We start from the raw sequence: 15,718 nt of genomic DNA, 5'->3' as shown, positions 1-15,718 counted from the left end.
ACACCGCCTGGGCCCACCGCCAGACAACACGAGACAAAGCCGCCGCTTGACAAGATACAACCCTGGGGTGTCTAGCCGGCACTTCCGGTGAAAGCTCCACCGCAGGGATCGGATGCGAGGCTTGACGGAGTAGCGTGGCCCCATCGATTGGAGAGGGTATGACCGGCTGGAAAAAGGGTGAACCGATCCGCACCGGAGACGACTACGTCGAGAGCCTCCGCAAACGCCACCTCACGGTATTCCTCATGGGTGAGAAGGTCACCGAACCAGTCGACCATCCCATCATCCGCCCATCGATCAACGCACTGGCGGCCACCTACGACCTGGCAGTCGATGACCCGGGCCTGGCCTCACCAACATCCTCGATTGTGGAAGCCCCGGTCAACCGGTTCCTCCACGTCACCGAAAGCGTCGACGACGTGGTGGCCCAAAACAAGATGCAACGGCGCCTCGGGCAACTCACCGGCACCTGCTTCCAGCGCTGCGTGGGCATGGACGCCATCAACTCTACGTTCTCGGTGACTTTCGACATCGACGCCGCCCACGGCACGGACTATCACCGGCGCTTCACGACCTGGCTCGCCGAGATGCAAAGAATGAACTTCGTCATCGGCGGAGCAATGACCGACCCCAAAGGCGACCGCTCCAAAGCCCCATCCGAACAGGCCGATCCCGACCTCTACCTCCACGTGACCGAACGGCGTGCCGACGGCATCGTGATCCGGGGTGCCAAGGCCCATCAAACAGGGGCAATCAACTCCCACTGGTTCATCGTGATGCCGACCATTCGACTCGGCGAAGCCGACCGGGACTATGCGGTGACCTGTGCCGTACCGGTCGAAGCTCCCGGCTTGACCTACATCTACGGACGCCAATCGTGCGACACGCGAATCCTCGACGGCGGCGAGATCGACGCCGGCAACGCCCTCTACAGCGGTCAGGAAGCGATGATCATTCTCGATGACGTCTTCGTTCCCTGGGAGCACGTCTTCATGGACGGCGAATATGAGTTCGCGGCGACCCTCGTCGAGCGATTCACCTCGTATCACCGGCGGAGCTACGTGTGCAAGAGCGGCGTCGGCGATGTCCTCATCGGTGCGGCCGCGCTGGCCGCCGAATACAACGGAGTCGAGAAGGCGTCGCATATCAAGGACAAGCTCGTCGAGATGAACCATCTCAATGAGACGATCTACGGCGGGGGTATCGCCTCCTCACATGAGTCCTTCCAAACCGAGGCGGGCAACTTCGAGAACGATGCCCTGCTCGCCAACGTCTGCAAACACAACGTGACCCGCTTTCCATACGAACTGGCGCGCCTCGCCCAGGATCTGGCCGGCGGTCTGATTGTGACCATGCCCTCGCAGCAGGACTTCGAGCACCCGGAGGCCGGCCCGATCCTCGAGAAGTACCTCCGGGGTCGTGAGGACATTTCGACCGAAGACAGGATGAGGGTGCTGCGCCTCATCGAAAACATGACGCTCGGCCGTAACGCGGTCGGCTACCTCACCGAGTCCTTGCACGGGGCCGGCTCACCCCAAGCTCAACGAGTCCTGATCGGGCGGCAGGCCGAAATAGCCGGCAAGAAGTCGCTGGCGAAGAAGCTGGCGGGAATAGATGAGTAACGACAAGGCGACCGATCCGCGACTCGCGCCGAACATACGTTCGCTACACTGGGATCATGACGGAGGCCCCGACCATCCTCCACGCCGATCTCGATGCGTTCTACGCGTCCGTTGAGCAACTCCTGAACCCGGGCCTGCGCGGCAAGCCCATCGCGGTCGGAGGAGGCGTGGTGCTGGCTGCCTCGTACGAGGCGAAGGCATTCGGCGTCCGGGGCGGCATGCCGGGGCGTCAAGCTCGCCAACTCTGTCCCCAGCTTCAGTTCGTGGACGGACACTTCTCCGAGTACCAGCGACTCGGTGACCAGGCCATCGAGATCATCCGCGACTTCACGCCGCTGATTGAACGCATCTCGATCGATGAGGCCTTTGCAGACGTGTCGGGCTCTACGCACCTCTTCGGGAAACCAGGGGACATCGGAGCAACGATCCGCCGCCGGGTCCGTGCAGAAGTCGGGCTCCCCATTTCCGTTGGAGCCGCCAGAACCAAGCACCTGGCCAAGATCGCCTCACAAGTTGCCAAGCCGGACGGAATCGTGGTCGTCGATCCCGAGCACGAACTCGACTTCCTGCACCCGCTCCCGGTCGATCTGATCTGGGGTGTCGGACCGGTGACCCGGAAGCGGCTCGCAGAAAAGGGCATCACGACGATCGGCGAGCTGGCGGCTATGCCGGGACAGTCTTTGGAGCACCTCGTGGGACGGGCGGTAGGGGCAAAACTCGGTTCGCTGGCCTGGAACCGTGATGCTCGCGATGTTGAGACCTATCACAGGGCAGGATCGGTCGGGGCACAATCGGCGATGGGGCGCCGCCAGGCCACCGACGAATTGATCGATTCGACACTGCGCCACCTCGCGGATCGGGTCGCCACCCGCCTGCGCGCCAAGAACCGCTCAGGAAGGACGATCACCACCCGGATCCGTTTCGCGGACCTCAAGTCGGTGACCCGGTCAATCACGCTTCCCGCCGCGGTATCGGCCACCTCGATCCTGGCGGATATCGCGGGGGATCTGGTGAGAAGCGCACTGCAGGATCACTCTGCCGAGAAGGTGATCTCCCTCCTCGCTATCTCGGTATCGCACCTCGAAGAGGAACCCGCCCTCCAACTCGAGCTGCCGATCGAGATAGGCGAAGATAATCGCCGCCCGGGGACCGCAACCGGCGCGGCTCGCTGGGTGCTCGACCGGTCGGTCGACGAGGCACGACAGCGCTTCGGCCGGGCGTCCGTGGGCTACGCATCCGTGGTGCTGTCCGAGACAGGAGCCGTCCCCGACGAGTTCAGAGAGCTGGCCGAGAAAGACTGAGGAGGTACCTGGTACCTCTACACGCAGCCCGCCGACCCGCTCCTCTGCCGCGCCCGATTCGCCACCGAGGGTATGTCGACGAGTTCGGGAGCCCAGCCTTCTTTGATCGGCTGCACACGGAGGCGTGCATCAACCACCTGGACGCCCTCCCCCGGCTCCAGCACCTTGACCGGATTGAGATCCATCTCGACCAGCTCAGGAAGCGCATCGATCAGAGCGGAGACCCGCAGCAGGGCCTCTTCTACCGCGTGCACATCACCAGACGGCATTCCGCGATATCCCTCGAGTAGACGGTACCCCTTCACCTCTTTGACCATGGTGGACGCTTCGAGATCGTTCAACGGCAGGACCCGGAATGCCACATCCTTCAACAGCTCGACGTAGACCCCTCCGAGTCCGAAGGCCAGCAGGGGCCCGAACGAAGGACTCTCCGTCATGCCGATCAGGACTTCATGTCCACCAGCCACCATCTGCTGGATGAGAACTCCTTCAGGATCATCTACTGCCGCCCGTACCTGCTCGTAGGCCTCTCTGACCTCATCATCCCCCTCGACATCGAGCAAGACACCGCCGACGTCCGACTTGTGGAGAGCAGAGGGCGACAACACCTTGACGGCCACCGGTCCACCGATCGTGTTGGCGACTTCCACTGCCTCTTCGGCGCTGTCCGCCGTCGCTTCGAGCGGAAGGCCGACACCGAAAGCGGCAAGCACATCGCGCACTTCGCCGGCTTCGAGCCATCCACCGTCCGGACCGAGGCGGTTCAGCGCCTTGTCGACCACGTAGCGCGCCGTCTGGGTGTCGATGTCGGCGAACTGGGGGATCGTACCTTCCGGGACCTCGAGCCACTCTCCATAGCGCACTGCTCTGGCCAGTGCCAGAGCGGCGGACTCGGGAAAGAGGTAGGTGGGGATCCTCGTGCCGTCGGCAACCAGCATCTGGGCGGCGTCGTCAGACTGCATGAACACCGACAGGAAGGTCTTTTCGCCGTCGTAGTCTGAAAGGGCCTCTCGCACCGCCCCGGCGATCTCCGGCGCACCTTCAGGAGTGGTCGGAATGTAGATCGCCATCAGAGCGTCGATCTCATCGCTCTCGAGCAACGCTTTGAGCGTATGGATGTACTGCTCGGGCCCGGCCGAGGCAATCATGTCGACGGGGTTCCGGACGGAGGCTTCGGCTGAGAGAACCGACTTGAGCTTCTTCTGCAGTCCTTCTGAGAACTCCTCCATGATCAGACCGTTCGATTCGAGTGCGTCGGCCGCCAGAATGCCGGGGCCGCCGGCGTTCGTGATGACACCAACTCGTCGACCCCGCGGAACCGGCTGGTTGGCGAGCAGTTGAGCCACGTCGAATAACTCCTCGAGCGTGTTCGTTCGAATCACACCCGTCTGGTGGAACAACGCGTCGACGGCGACGTCCGTCGAGGCCAATGCCCCGGTATGACTGCTGGCTGCCCTGGTTCCGGCGGCGGTTCGTCCGGACTTCACGGCCACGATTGGCTTGGTTCGGGCGACCCGTCTGGCGACCCGGGCGAACTTGCGCGGGTTACCAAACGACTCGAGGTAGAGCACGATGACATCGGTCGCAGGATCCTCTTCCCAGGCCAGCAGCAGGTCGTTGCCCGAAATGTCTGCCTTGTTGCCGACCGAAACGAATGACGAGATACCGATGTTGGCACTGTGTGCGTAATCGAGAATGGCAATTCCGAGCGCACCCGATTGGCTGGACATGGCCACATTGCCGCGGGGCGGATACACGGGGGCGAACGTGCCGTTCATGGAAACGGTTCTGCTCGTATTGAGCACACCCATGCAGTTCGGGCCCACCATGCGCATCCCGGCCGAACGGACTTGTTCGAGCAGCTTCCGCTCGAGTTCTAAGCCTTCTCCACCGACCTCCGAGAAACCTGCCGAGATCACCACCAAACCGCGCACGCCCTTTTCGGCACAGTCCTCGACAACCGACAGCACGTACGGGGAGGGCACGACGATGATGGCCAGGTCGACATCGCCGGGGATGTCACTCACCGACGGATAGGCGCGGATCGAGTTGACGACGTCTGCAGACGGGTTGACCGGGTAGACCGGTCCCGTGAAGCCGTTGTGCACGAGGTTGCGAAGCAGGCGACTCCCAATGCTCCCTGGTGACCTGCTGGCACCAACCACCGCCACCGAACGTGGATAGAGGATCGGAAGAACCGATGCGGCAACGGCACGGCGCTCGCGCACCTGTTCGCGAGCAAGGGCGTCTTCAGTTTGCTCGACCGGAAAGTCGACCGTGTAGATCCCCTCTTCCAGCGTCCGTCCGAGGGCGAAACCACTGTTGCGGAAAACCCGCATCATCCCCACGTTTTCCGGCAAAACGAAAGCGCGAAACCCGGTGATGCCGTGGGCGCGCCCGTATACCGTGAGCAACTGAAGCAGTTGGGTGCCGATACCGCGTCCCTGGTGGCCGTCATCGACGGCGAACGCCACCTCGGCGAGAGCCGGATCATCTTCGGCCCGGTCGTAGCGACCAACGCCAACCATCTCCCCGTCCTGGCAGACGATGATGGCCATGCGGTCGCTGTAGTCCACGTCGGTGAAGTAGTCCAGTTCCTCAGGCGTCAGCTCGCGTTTGACCCGGAAGAACCTGAAGTACCGCGACTCGGGTCCCATCCGTTCGAACATGCGGAGCATCCGCTCACCGTCGGTTGGTTTGATGGGCCGGAACTGGGCTACCTCGCCGTCGCGCAGGACGACATCGAACTCATACTCTGATGGATACGCAGACAACAGATTTCCCCTCTAATGCTCAAGCCGCATTCTCTCACGGCCGGCCGTGGCGCTAATGCCTACCTCTGTCACCTGCGGAGCGGTCACGAGACCCTTTTGTTGGATAGCGCATCGGCTCCCCGAACACGGGCGGACTACCGACTGCCGGAGGTCAGCCTGAGATCCGGCAGTTCCGCGCCTTCGCAACGCCCCACAGGCTCGGCCACCACCGGTCGGGCCTCTACCCGTCCGTCGCTGGCCAGGGCGACCACCATGCAGAAGTCGGATTCAGCGGCTCGAAACACCGCGATCGCCGTCGCCACGTAGGCGAGTCCCTCATCATCTCGGCCCGTCTGCAACTCGCTTCCCGGGATCAGTTCGTCGACGCCGTCCGGCAGCGCCAGATCAAGGATCGCCCCAACCAGCAGATCGTCTAGACGTTCATAGACGTCGATACTCCCGACCGCATCAGTCAACGAAGCGCTCATCGGCTCGGCCAGTTGATCACCGATCGAGACGGCCAGGGCGACTTTCGGATCAGGGTCGGATGCACAGGCACCGGCCAGCACCACCAGCACCGTTGCCGCAGCAACCATCACCCGCATGGAATCCCTGCTTCCTCTATTCGAGTCCCGGCCGAATTCTACTCCTCAGGAGCCATCAGGCCGGTGCTCGAAGGAGCTGCCAATCACGGCCCCCCGAACCTTCCCGTCATCGGTAAGCCGGTCTGTGTCGCTGTACGGAATCACTTCGACGATCTCGCCCGCCCGGATGGCGTCCTGTAGGCCGTGCCAGAGCGGGGTATCGAAGATGTCGGAGTGCCGATCTTCAAATGTGTCCTTCAGTGGTGATCGCAGTCCGAGGAAGTGCCGGAGCTCTTCTGGGAATATGTCGTCGGGACCCACCGAATACCACGGTTGCTCCGATAGCTCATCTTCCGGATGAACGGGTTCGGGAATGCGGCGGAAGTTGCAGTCGAGTAGCTCGGTCAGTTCGTCGTAGTCGTAGAAGACGACCCGACCATGCCGGGTCACGCCGAAGTTCTTGAGGAGCAGGTCACCGGCGAAGATGTTGGCCGCCGCCAGGTCTTTGATACATTGCCCGTAGTCGCCGATGGCACGGTGGGCGGCCATCTGGTCGGCCTCGCGAATGTAGATGTCGAGCGGGATGACCCTGCGCTCCACGTACACGTGGGATATGACCACCGCGTCGCCTACGACCCGAACGGTCTCGGAGGCATCCGCTTCCAGCTCCTCGATGAGCTCATCGGAGAATCGATCTCGATCGAAAGCCAGGTGCTCGAACTCCTGAGCGTCGATGAGGCGGCCGGCTCTATCGTGATGAAAGACCAGCCTGTATCGGTCCATGATCTGACGACGTGTTGTTCGTTTCTGAGGGGGAAACCGGTCGCGAATCACTTTGAAGACCAGGTCGTGGCCGGGCATCGTAAATACGATCATCACCAGACCCTTCTTGCCTCTGGCGGCCACGAACTTGCTGGCAGAGCGCTCCAGATGGTGCAACAAATCCCGGTATAGCTCGGTCTTGCCGTGCTTGTTGTAGCCGGTTGCGATGTACAGCTCCGCAGGGCGTTTGCCCGGCATCAAGCTCCGGAGGAAGCGAACCAGGTCGTAGGGGCGCTCGGTGTCAACATGGAAGTAGGACCGCGTGAAGCTGAAGAGGACGCGAAGGTCCGCCGGCCGGGTCAGGACGGCGTCGACCCGCACGCCGGAGTCCTCGTTGTGGAGAGCGATCACGAGCGGGAGGTCATGGGAACCACTGAAGAGACGCCCGACGATATAGGCGCCCTTGCCGCGGAAGAACAGCGACTCGACCACTTCGGCCAACTCGACGATCGAGAGTGCACCGAGTTCGAGGAGCCGTTGCTCGACACGTTCGGCGACTAGCCCGGCGTCGCGGGCGAGATCCTCGTAGCCGACCGTGAGAGCGAACCCGGAGAGGATCTCAGCGATCAGCACGGAGGTATCCGACGACCGCTGGTACGTCCGATAGACCGGCCGCCGGGTCCTGGTCGGAGCGGTGACGAAGTCGGTGTCGACGAACTCGATCGTCGGATCAACACCGACCGTATCGAAGATGCGCCGGGTGACCGAGTTGAAGAAGGTCTCTGCGATGTCGAAGTCGTCCCTGTCGGCGATCAGCGTCGAATACGTCGCCCGCATCTCGGCCCACATGGCCTTGTCGGAGAGGTGGTCGCTGAGGAGTCCCCGAACCTCGATGACGAGTGGATCGAGAACGGTTCGGTACAGCGACAATCGCTCCAACGCGTCTTGCTGAGCACCTTGCCAATCACGCCGCTCAAACCGCGTTTGAGCCCGGCGGGTGATTACCCGGAACTGGTCGACGTAAGACTGGAACGCTCCGTGAACGATCGTGGCCGCCTGTTCAGCTTGCATCGGTGCACATTCTCGCCGCAATGGGCGGGCGGGGCGAACAGGGCCAGTGGGGAACATGCAATAGGCAATAGGCAATAGGCATTGCCCCCCTCGACCGCCGCCCCGCTGGGTCGGCGGCCACTCCCCCCATTTCCAATGGGGGGAGAACGCGCGGTCGGATGCCGAGGCTCTGTGCGGACCCGGCGTCGGTCTTACGCCGGCTCGGACGGTGTGAGTGTCTTATGGAGAGTCAGAGACTCCGGCATTCCGGGGTTGTCGGTCTTCACTCTCTTGAAGTCCCGAAACCCAACCGCCCGGTAGAAGGCACGAGTCCGGTCGTACGGCTCGTAGTCGACGGAGTCGCCGAGCGTATCCACGAACAAATCAATCACCCCGAACTCCTGGAGCCGATCCTCTGCCAATGAGAGCAGCCGCCTGCCTATGCCCTCACGGTGATGGCCGGAATCGACAGCAATCCACCCAATCTCACCGGAACTGTGTCCGTCGGAAGTCCAGGTGATGAATCCAATCACATCACCGTTCGCCCTTGCGACAGCACCCGGCTGACGTTCAATGTCGACCGTGATCTGTCGGATTCCTTCCTCGTTGAACCACTGGGGAAGCGCCCGAGCCAGATCTACAACAGCAGTGAAATCGCCGGGTGTCATCAAACGAAGCTCAACAGCATCAGTCATGACATTCATCGTATTCATCCGATCGAGTGACGGTCAGTAGACCGCGGCATCCATGAACACGTGCCGGATGACCTTGCCATCCCTGACCCGATAGAAACCGACAGTGGGGTCCCCCGTTGTGTGGCCAGCGCCGACGACCTCTACGAGAGTCGCGACGAACAGGTCACCGTTCGAAGCGTTGTATTCGGTCACCGAACCAATCAGCTGATACGTGTTGCCAATACCGACTGCACCTTCGATGATTCCGGTTATCTGTTGGCGGTCTTCAGCAACGATATCGCCGTCAAGCACCATCACCACATCGGTGTCGTAAATACGCTCGATAGCCGCTGGATCGCCGCCGGACCATGCCTCCATCACCACATCCCCGATGGACTCACCAGATCCCACGCCGCTGCTTCCACATGCGCCAAGTACGAGTAACACAGGAAGCAAGAATCGAATGCGTCGCATGCTGAACCTCCGGTCCCCTCACCAGCAAGTAGGCCAGAGGATGGGCCATGCCGCCAGAGGAATAGGTCACTGCCCTCTTGGTCAGCGGGCCAGGTCTATTGCCGGTGGGAAGCCCCCGGCCGCGGACTGGCAGCAGAAGTGCTCAAACGAGCCATACGAAATGCAGAAACCCCTGTGCCCGGGGAGACTCGAACTCCAGCACCAGAAAGGGAGCCAGACCGACCCGGGATTGATCAGGTTAATCCGCACACGCTTTACCAAAGCTTTATTCGTTCCCGTATACAACCTTGACTTCGCTCCTGTTTACTTCTCTTCACCAAGAAGAAAGGATTACCACATGAAGAAGAATCTGATTGTCACTGCGGCCACGGTTGCGGCGCTAATGCTGGCTCCTGTTGCAGCCTCGGCGTCTCCCGATGGCAACTTCGGGAGCCACGTATCCCAACACGCACAGGACCACGGCTTCAGCGGGACCCACAATCCCGGCGTCCACCACCAAGGTGCGTCGGGCTGGATGGCGGGCGACCACCACATCAACTAACAGACGTTCCCTCTCCCTCCCCTTGTTGAACCGGTGGCATCAGCCACCGGTTCAACAATTCCTCAACGGACTTCATCACTCGACCAGACCGTTGCGGGACAACCCCAGGGCGAATCCGAGATCCTTCACCGAACCGCCGTCTCTTCAGATATGCAGGTGACGGTCGGGACCATCATGAACATGGCCGCCGCTCCGACCGCCAGCGCCCACCCGAACACCTTCCTCGATCGTCCGGAAACGCAGGCGCCAATCTGATGAGGCGGTTTGGACTCGCTGCCTGGTGCTTCTTTGTGCCCGGGGTGGGACTCGAACCCACACGCCCTCACGGGCAGGGGATTTTAAGTCCCCCGCGTCTGCCTGTTTCGCCACCCGGGCTTGCCTGGAGGCTACCGCGGCGGCCACCAATTCATCCACACCGGGGGTCAAGATGACGCTCGATCGTTCCGATAGGAAACCAGGCGAACAGTAAGAAGAGACACCCATGCCATCACAACCTTGCACGAAATGCGGCGTAGACGTCGACCCAGAGATTCAGAACGAGTGCCCGAGCTGCGGTCGAGCGATCAAGGGGGCGTCGGCTCCGATCGGCTGGGTGCAGCCGTCCTGGAACGAGCCGCAACCAGACCCGGGAGCCGCCGACCAGCAGCCGCTCGACACCATTCCACCACCGCCGCCACCTGTTTCGACGCAGCCGGGCCGGTCGCGGAACTGGCTGGGGAGCATCGGCGTGCGGATCGCTCTCGGGCTTCTGATCTTCGGCGGGATCAGCGCCTGGAACGCCGTCTCGTCGGCAGATCGGGATGACACCGGCGCCATCGTCGAGGCGGGCGATGTTGCCGCCAACGAACTAGCGGTAGGTGACTGCTTGCTAGATCCCGGCGAGGACGTGTTCGAGGAAGTTCGCGGCGTGGCCTGCAGCGAGCCGCACGACTTCGAGGTTTACCACCTCGCCACCGTTTCGAGCCTCTCCTATCCATCCGACACCGAATTCGAGGACGCCGCCGTACAGCATTGCTTGCCCGTCTTCGACATGTACACGGGCGAGTCCTACGAGACCTCCGACCTCTGGATCGGCTACTTCGTCCCCGACTCGACCGCCTGGTCGGCCGGAGACCGCATCATGCAGTGCTACCTCTATCTGCCCGATTCGATGCTGACCGGATCGCGCGCCGCCGGCTGACGGCTCAGTCGCTGGGAAGCAGATCGCCGGCGGCCCTGTTCACCTCGGCTCGCGCCAGGCCGGATTCCGCGCCACGTCGGTGCCTTCCCCGCTCACGCAGACCATTGCACAGTCGAGCGGTTCGACCCACGGCGCCACCAACGCCCCGATCGGATTGCCCCCACCGGCGGCGTGATCGGCATAGTGAGCGTGCAGACACTTCACCCCGCGCCGGATCCCGGCCACTCCCCCCTCCGGGCGAAGCGGCACATCCGGAGGTACCAAACGGTCGCGTTCGGCCGCGTAGGTCTCGTGACGCTGGTCGAGAGCAGCAGACAACGCCTCATCCGACTCGAAGAGCCGTTCCATCTGCTTGACCCCCCCGATGGATTCCAGTCGCCCGATCCGGCGCCGCGCCAGCGGACAGGTGAGCCAGTACAGCGTCGGAAACGGGGTCCCATCGTCGAGGAGCGGCGGCACCTTCACAACGACGGGCATAGCCAAATGACAGCGGGCCGCTACCTCACCGGCTGCCCGCAGCGGCCTGTCGAGTTGGGCGGAAGCCGCCGCCTGATCGTCGATCACTTCATCGGCCCAGGCAACGATCGGTCAAGAACCGACGAGATCTTTGCCGGTGAGGAAATCCCAGACACCCTCATACCAGGGAGCCGTTTCGGTTGGCACTTCAACAGGTTCGACCTCCTGCGTCACCTGGGTAGCCGGCGGCTCGAGCACGACGTAGGCGAGTTCACCCGGACGCACATACCCGAGATTTTCCCGTGCCAACCGCTCGACTTCAGCGTCGGAGGCGAGGGCGATGGCGTCGGCTTCGAGCCGATCGTTCTCTGTCTGTAGAGCCTCGAGCTGTTGGCGAGCGTTGGCAACCTGCTGCTGCTGAGCCAGGATCTTCCGGTAGGGGAAGACGTTGGTCAGCAGAACGGAGGCGACCAGCACCACCACAACGGCCATACCAAGCAGCAAACGGGACCGCCGTTGAGTCATCCAGCTCTCCCGAAGGCAGCCCAACCTGCATACCGGGCAGCTGATCCGAGATCCTCCTCGATACGCAAGAGTTGGTTGTACTTGGCGGTGCGCTCGGCGCGGGCCGGTGCACCCGTCTTGATTTGCCCGGCGTTCGTGGCGACCGCCAGATGGGCGATGAAGGAGTCCTCGGTCTCGCCAGACCTGTGGCTGACCATCCGCGCATACCCTGCACTGTCGGCCGTCGCCATGGTGTGAAGCGTCTCGGACAGAGACCCGATCTGATTGACTTTGATGAGGATGGCATTGGCGACCCCCTCGTCGATGCCACGCTGGAGGATGGCCTCATTCGTAACGAAGATGTCGTCCCCGACAATCTGGATCTTGTCGCCCAGCCGTCTGGACATGAGTGCCCAACCGTCCCAGTCCGCTTCGGCCATTCCGTCCTCGATGGACACCAGGGCGGGGAACGATTCGACCAATCCGGCGAGGAATTCGACCATCTCGGCGGCATCGAGATCGCGTCCTTCCAGCCGGTAGCGGCCTTCACGGAACAGTTCGGAGGCGGCAACGTCGAGCGCGAGCCCAATATCGGCTCCGAGCGTGTACCCGGCACTCTCCACTGCCTCAGCGAGCAGCTCGAGGGCGGCTTCGTTCGTGGGGAGATTCGGGGCAAAACCACCCTCATCGCCGACGTTGGTCGAAAGACCGCGCCCTCCCAGCACCTTCTTCAGCGAGTGGTAGACCTCGACTCCGGACCGCAATGCCTCTGCAAAGGTTGGCGCCCCGGCCGGTACCAGCATGAACTCCTGAATGTCGACGGAGTTGGCCGCGTGGGCGCCCCCGTTGAGCACGTTCAACATAGGAACCGGCAACAGGCGAGCCGCCGGACCACCGAGGTAGCGATACAACGGGAGGCCGAGTTGCACTGACGCCGCTCTGGCGACGCCGAGCGAGACGGCGAGGATGGCGTTGGCGCCGAGCGACGCCTTGTTCGGCGTGCCGTCCAGGTCGAGCATGATCTGGTCGATGGCTTCCTGGTGAGTGGCGTCCTTGCCTTTCAACGCAGGAGCAATCGTGGTGTGGATATTCGCAACGGCCCGCGTCACGCCCTTGCCGCCGTAGCGGTCTCCACCGTCCCGAAGCTCGATCGCTTCGAGTGCCCCCGTCGATGCCCCAGAGGGAACCGCGGCTCGGCCGAAGCCACCGCCAGCGAGACGGACCTCGGCCTCGACGGTCGGGTTTCCCCTGGAGTCGAGGACTTCACGGGCCCGTATGTCGCTGATTGCGGTGTTCACGGACCCTCCTTGTGAGTTCGAACTTACCATGTCGCCTCCTTGTCCCCCGGGATCTCTGCGCGCTTGGCAGACTCCCAGCGGGAATTCATTTCTTCGAGTGTCAGGCCCTCGAGCGGGCCATCGAGTTCCATCCGCCGGAAGCGCGCCTCGAACCGGTCGCCGGCTCTCCGCATCGCCACCTCGGATTCAACGCCGAGGTGCCGAGCGAGATTCACCGAAGCGAACAGCACATCGCCGAGTTCGTGGACGGCGGACTCGATGTCTGGGGCCTCGGCCAGTTCGGCTAGCTCTTCCCTCACCTTGTCGAACACCGGTGCGGGGCCATCCCAGTCAAATCCGAGCTTGGCGGCTCGATCCTGCAGTTTCTCTGCTCTGGTCAATCCGGACAGCCCGGTAGGCACACCATCGAGTTGCGAAGTTCGTCCCGACTTCTCGTCGCCTTTGATCCGATCCCAGTTGGCCAACACCTCATCCGGGGAGTCGACTTCGACGTCGCCGAACACGTGCGGATGCCGTCGAACCAGTTTCTGGCGCAAGACCTCGGCGACATCGTCGATGTCGAATGCACCCGTCTCGGACGCCATCGTTGATTGAAAGAGCACCTGCAGCAGCACGTCGCCGAGTTCCTCTTCTACGTCCGCATATGCCGCGAAATCGGGCTCGCCACCCGGCGCCTCAACCGGCAGCACGGACAGCGCATGGGCCAGTTCATATGCCTCTTCGATGAGATTCTTCACAATGCTCTGATGAGTCTGCTGACGGTCCCAGGGGCATTGGCGGCGCAGCGTGCGCATGGTGCGCACAGCCCCGATCAGCCCGCCGGGCTCCGCGTCGACGAACAGGCTGGTCCGGTAGCCGGCCAGTTCCGGGTCGATGGAGTCGACGGTCGTCTCCACAATCCGCTGGGTTGTCGACCGAAGATCGACCAGGACCTTGACCGGGGTTCCTTCGGGGAGCACACGATCTAGACGGGCGGCGACGTCTGCCAACACCACCGGAAGATCGACATGCCCGATGATCGTCGGGGCATCCAGCACCAGCGGATCCGGCAAATCGCGACCGTCCATTACCCGCAATCCGTCGCGGAGGGGATCGACGCCCACCTCTGCGATGACGGCGTCGACGAATGATTCGGCCCCGATGACGGCCACCTCCAGGCCGGCCGCCGCCGCCCGGGTCCTGAGTATTGCCACCGAGGACTCGCCAACATAGGGGCTGCCCGGAACGGCGTAGGTCACCGGACCATCCCCGGCCAGCGCCAGGGCCCGGTCGGCGATTGCTTCATACACGCTCTCGAAGTCTTCGCCTACTCGATAGAGATCGTCACACGTCCGTACCTGACGAGACTCGGCGAGTTGGGCGGCCGCGGGATGATCGATCGTGCGCAGCAGAACCGTACGATCCGGATCGGTGACGTACTCGCGAACGCGCTCGTCGGTACGGGCGTAATCCCCCGGCCCGAGGCCGACGATGACGAGATCGAGCGCTACTGGGCCGGTGGAACGACCGTCGGGAAAGGTTCGAGCTCCCACGTCCCGTACTCCTCTGCAACGGTGACGTCGGCGCCGCCGATCACAACCAGCATCCAGTCGGAAAGCAACGTGTTCTTCGCTCCTTCACGAAGACTCGCCACGATGTCGCCCCGCACTTCTTCGAGTGACGTTTCGGTCCGCTCGCGCACCAGGATCACGTGATAGCCGAACTCCGATTGCACAGGAGCGGTGGGAACACCCAGTTCCGCCTCGATGGCGGCAATGGCGAACTCTGGGACGTAGGTCGAAGCGGCAGCACAACCGAGATCGCCTCCGGCTTCACCGCTGACGGTGTCCGTGCTCAGCTCCGTGGCAACCGCCTCGAATGCCTCACCGGCCGCGATTCGGTCCAGCGCACCCTGGGCTTCTTCCTCCGTCGCCACCAGGATGTGACCGGCGCACACTTCCGTCAGCGACTGGAGGGCCGAGTTGTAGGCAGCCAAAACATCCTCTTCCGATGGATCGGGTTCGGAGGCCGTCAGGGCATCTCCAACCGCCTGTTCGGTCAGGTCCTCCTGAATGATGAGCGGCACTGCGTCGAGGCTCAGCCCTTGCTGCGCGGCCGCTTCTTCGAGGGTGCCGCCGCTCAGCTCGATCTGGGAAGTAAGTGCGGCGATCTGCTCATCGAGTTGAGCCTGGTCTACGGTGACCCCGAACTCGTCCTCGGCTGCTTTGACGACCACCTCGTGCACGATGAGCGTGTAGATCAACTGGGCATAGAGATCCTGCGGAACAGTTGAGAGGTCGCCTGCGATCAACGCTTCCACGTCCCCGCTATGAATCTCAACTCCGTTGACCGTGGCGACCACCGAGCCACCGGAACAGGCGGACGCCACGACGGCGAGCGCAAGGACCAACAAAAGGATGCGTTTCAAGATTTCACCTCATGAAAAAACTGTCCGGACGATGGTAGGCGCGTTGCGGAAGAAGGCGGCATTCGCACGCGTCGGTCCCCCCGCAGGGGGGAAGGTACCTGCGCCGGAGCGA

General features: G+C 62.7%; 15 protein-coding genes and 1 tRNA gene. 5 read left to right on the top strand and 11 right to left on the bottom strand.

Annotation, left to right across the window (positions count from 1 at the left end; translation table 11 throughout):
* The first annotated feature begins 158 nt into the window (after positions 1-158).
* Together P1T08_12020 and dinB are read left to right on the top strand one after the other, a co-directional pair.
* Entirely contained in the window at positions 159-1,622 is a 1,464-nt protein-coding gene (locus P1T08_12020; protein MDF1596796.1) for a 4-hydroxyphenylacetate 3-hydroxylase N-terminal domain-containing protein, read from the top strand.
* Between the two features lie 56 nt (positions 1,623-1,678).
* A complete protein-coding gene (dinB, locus tag P1T08_12015) occupies positions 1,679-2,923 on the top strand; it encodes a DNA polymerase IV (protein MDF1596795.1) in 1,245 nt (414 codons plus the stop codon).
* Positions 2,924-2,940: 17 nt separating this feature from the next.
* Here the strand turns inward: dinB and P1T08_12010 are convergent, their stop codons facing one another.
* The 5 genes from P1T08_12010 to P1T08_11990 all read right to left on the bottom strand — a co-directional run bounded on the left by P1T08_12010 (position 2,941) and on the right by P1T08_11990 (position 9,220).
* Complete coding sequence (locus tag P1T08_12010; GenBank protein MDF1596794.1) at positions 2,941-5,697, bottom strand: GNAT family N-acetyltransferase; 2,757 nt, start codon at positions 5,695-5,697, stop codon at positions 2,941-2,943.
* A gap of 134 nt (positions 5,698-5,831) precedes the next feature.
* The gene (locus P1T08_12005; protein ID MDF1596793.1) at positions 5,832-6,281 is read right to left on the bottom strand and encodes a hypothetical protein; all 450 of its coding nucleotides are present in this window, start codon (positions 6,279-6,281) and stop codon (positions 5,832-5,834) included.
* A gap of 45 nt (positions 6,282-6,326) precedes the next feature.
* Positions 6,327-8,093: a bifunctional isocitrate dehydrogenase kinase/phosphatase gene (aceK, locus tag P1T08_12000; GenBank protein MDF1596792.1), complete on the bottom strand. Its 1,767-nt coding sequence runs from the start codon at positions 8,091-8,093 to the stop codon at positions 6,327-6,329.
* Between the two features lie 191 nt (positions 8,094-8,284).
* A complete protein-coding gene (locus tag P1T08_11995; GenBank protein MDF1596791.1) occupies positions 8,285-8,767 on the bottom strand; it encodes a GNAT family N-acetyltransferase in 483 nt (160 codons plus the stop codon).
* Between the two features lie 33 nt (positions 8,768-8,800).
* Positions 8,801-9,220 carry a hypothetical protein gene (locus tag P1T08_11990; protein MDF1596790.1) on the bottom strand — a complete coding sequence of 140 codons (420 nt, stop codon included), beginning with the start codon at positions 9,218-9,220 and terminating at the stop codon, positions 8,801-8,803.
* Between the two features lie 337 nt (positions 9,221-9,557).
* On the opposite strand from P1T08_11990, the gene P1T08_11985 reads away from it, so the two are divergent.
* Together P1T08_11985 and P1T08_11980 are read left to right on the top strand one after the other, a co-directional pair.
* A complete protein-coding gene (locus P1T08_11985) occupies positions 9,558-9,761 on the top strand; it encodes a hypothetical protein (protein ID MDF1596789.1) in 204 nt (67 codons plus the stop codon).
* Positions 9,762-9,794: 33 nt separating this feature from the next.
* A complete protein-coding gene (locus tag P1T08_11980; GenBank protein ID MDF1596788.1) occupies positions 9,795-10,016 on the top strand; it encodes a hypothetical protein in 222 nt (73 codons plus the stop codon).
* Between the two features lie 36 nt (positions 10,017-10,052).
* Here the strand turns inward: P1T08_11980 and P1T08_11975 are convergent.
* Positions 10,053-10,136, bottom strand: a tRNA-Leu gene (locus P1T08_11975).
* A gap of 106 nt (positions 10,137-10,242) precedes the next feature.
* Here P1T08_11975 and P1T08_11970 point away from each other — a divergent pair.
* The gene (locus tag P1T08_11970; protein ID MDF1596787.1) at positions 10,243-10,941 is read left to right on the top strand and encodes a septum formation family protein; all 699 of its coding nucleotides are present in this window, start codon (positions 10,243-10,245) and stop codon (positions 10,939-10,941) included.
* A gap of 39 nt (positions 10,942-10,980) precedes the next feature.
* Here the strand turns inward: P1T08_11970 and P1T08_11965 are convergent, their stop codons facing one another.
* From P1T08_11965 to P1T08_11945, 5 genes are read right to left on the bottom strand one after another with little or no spacing between them, the layout of a single operon-like run.
* Complete coding sequence (locus tag P1T08_11965) at positions 10,981-11,505, bottom strand: DUF501 domain-containing protein (GenBank protein ID MDF1596786.1); 525 nt, start codon at positions 11,503-11,505, stop codon at positions 10,981-10,983.
* Between the two features lie 24 nt (positions 11,506-11,529).
* The gene (locus P1T08_11960) at positions 11,530-11,922 is read right to left on the bottom strand and encodes a septum formation initiator family protein (protein ID MDF1596785.1); all 393 of its coding nucleotides are present in this window, start codon (positions 11,920-11,922) and stop codon (positions 11,530-11,532) included.
* Complete coding sequence (gene eno, locus P1T08_11955; protein ID MDF1596784.1) at positions 11,919-13,187, bottom strand: phosphopyruvate hydratase; 1,269 nt, start codon at positions 13,185-13,187, stop codon at positions 11,919-11,921. The genes P1T08_11960 and eno overlap by 4 nt, the downstream gene beginning before the upstream one ends.
* Positions 13,188-13,222: 35 nt before the next feature.
* Positions 13,223-14,731, bottom strand: coding sequence for a nucleoside triphosphate pyrophosphohydrolase (gene mazG / locus P1T08_11950; protein ID MDF1596783.1), 1,509 nt, complete (start codon positions 14,729-14,731; stop codon positions 13,223-13,225).
* Complete coding sequence (locus tag P1T08_11945; protein ID MDF1596782.1) at positions 14,686-15,606, bottom strand: peptidylprolyl isomerase; 921 nt, start codon at positions 15,604-15,606, stop codon at positions 14,686-14,688. Before P1T08_11945 ends, mazG begins: the two co-directional genes overlap by 46 nt.
* Positions 15,607-15,718 lie beyond the last annotated feature (112 nt).

Source organism: Acidimicrobiia bacterium (assembly GCA_029210695.1).
Taxonomy (GTDB): Bacteria; Actinomycetota; Acidimicrobiia; order Spongiisociales; family JAHEDJ01; genus JAHEDJ01.
This window is presented reverse-complemented; position numbering and strand designations above follow the sequence as displayed.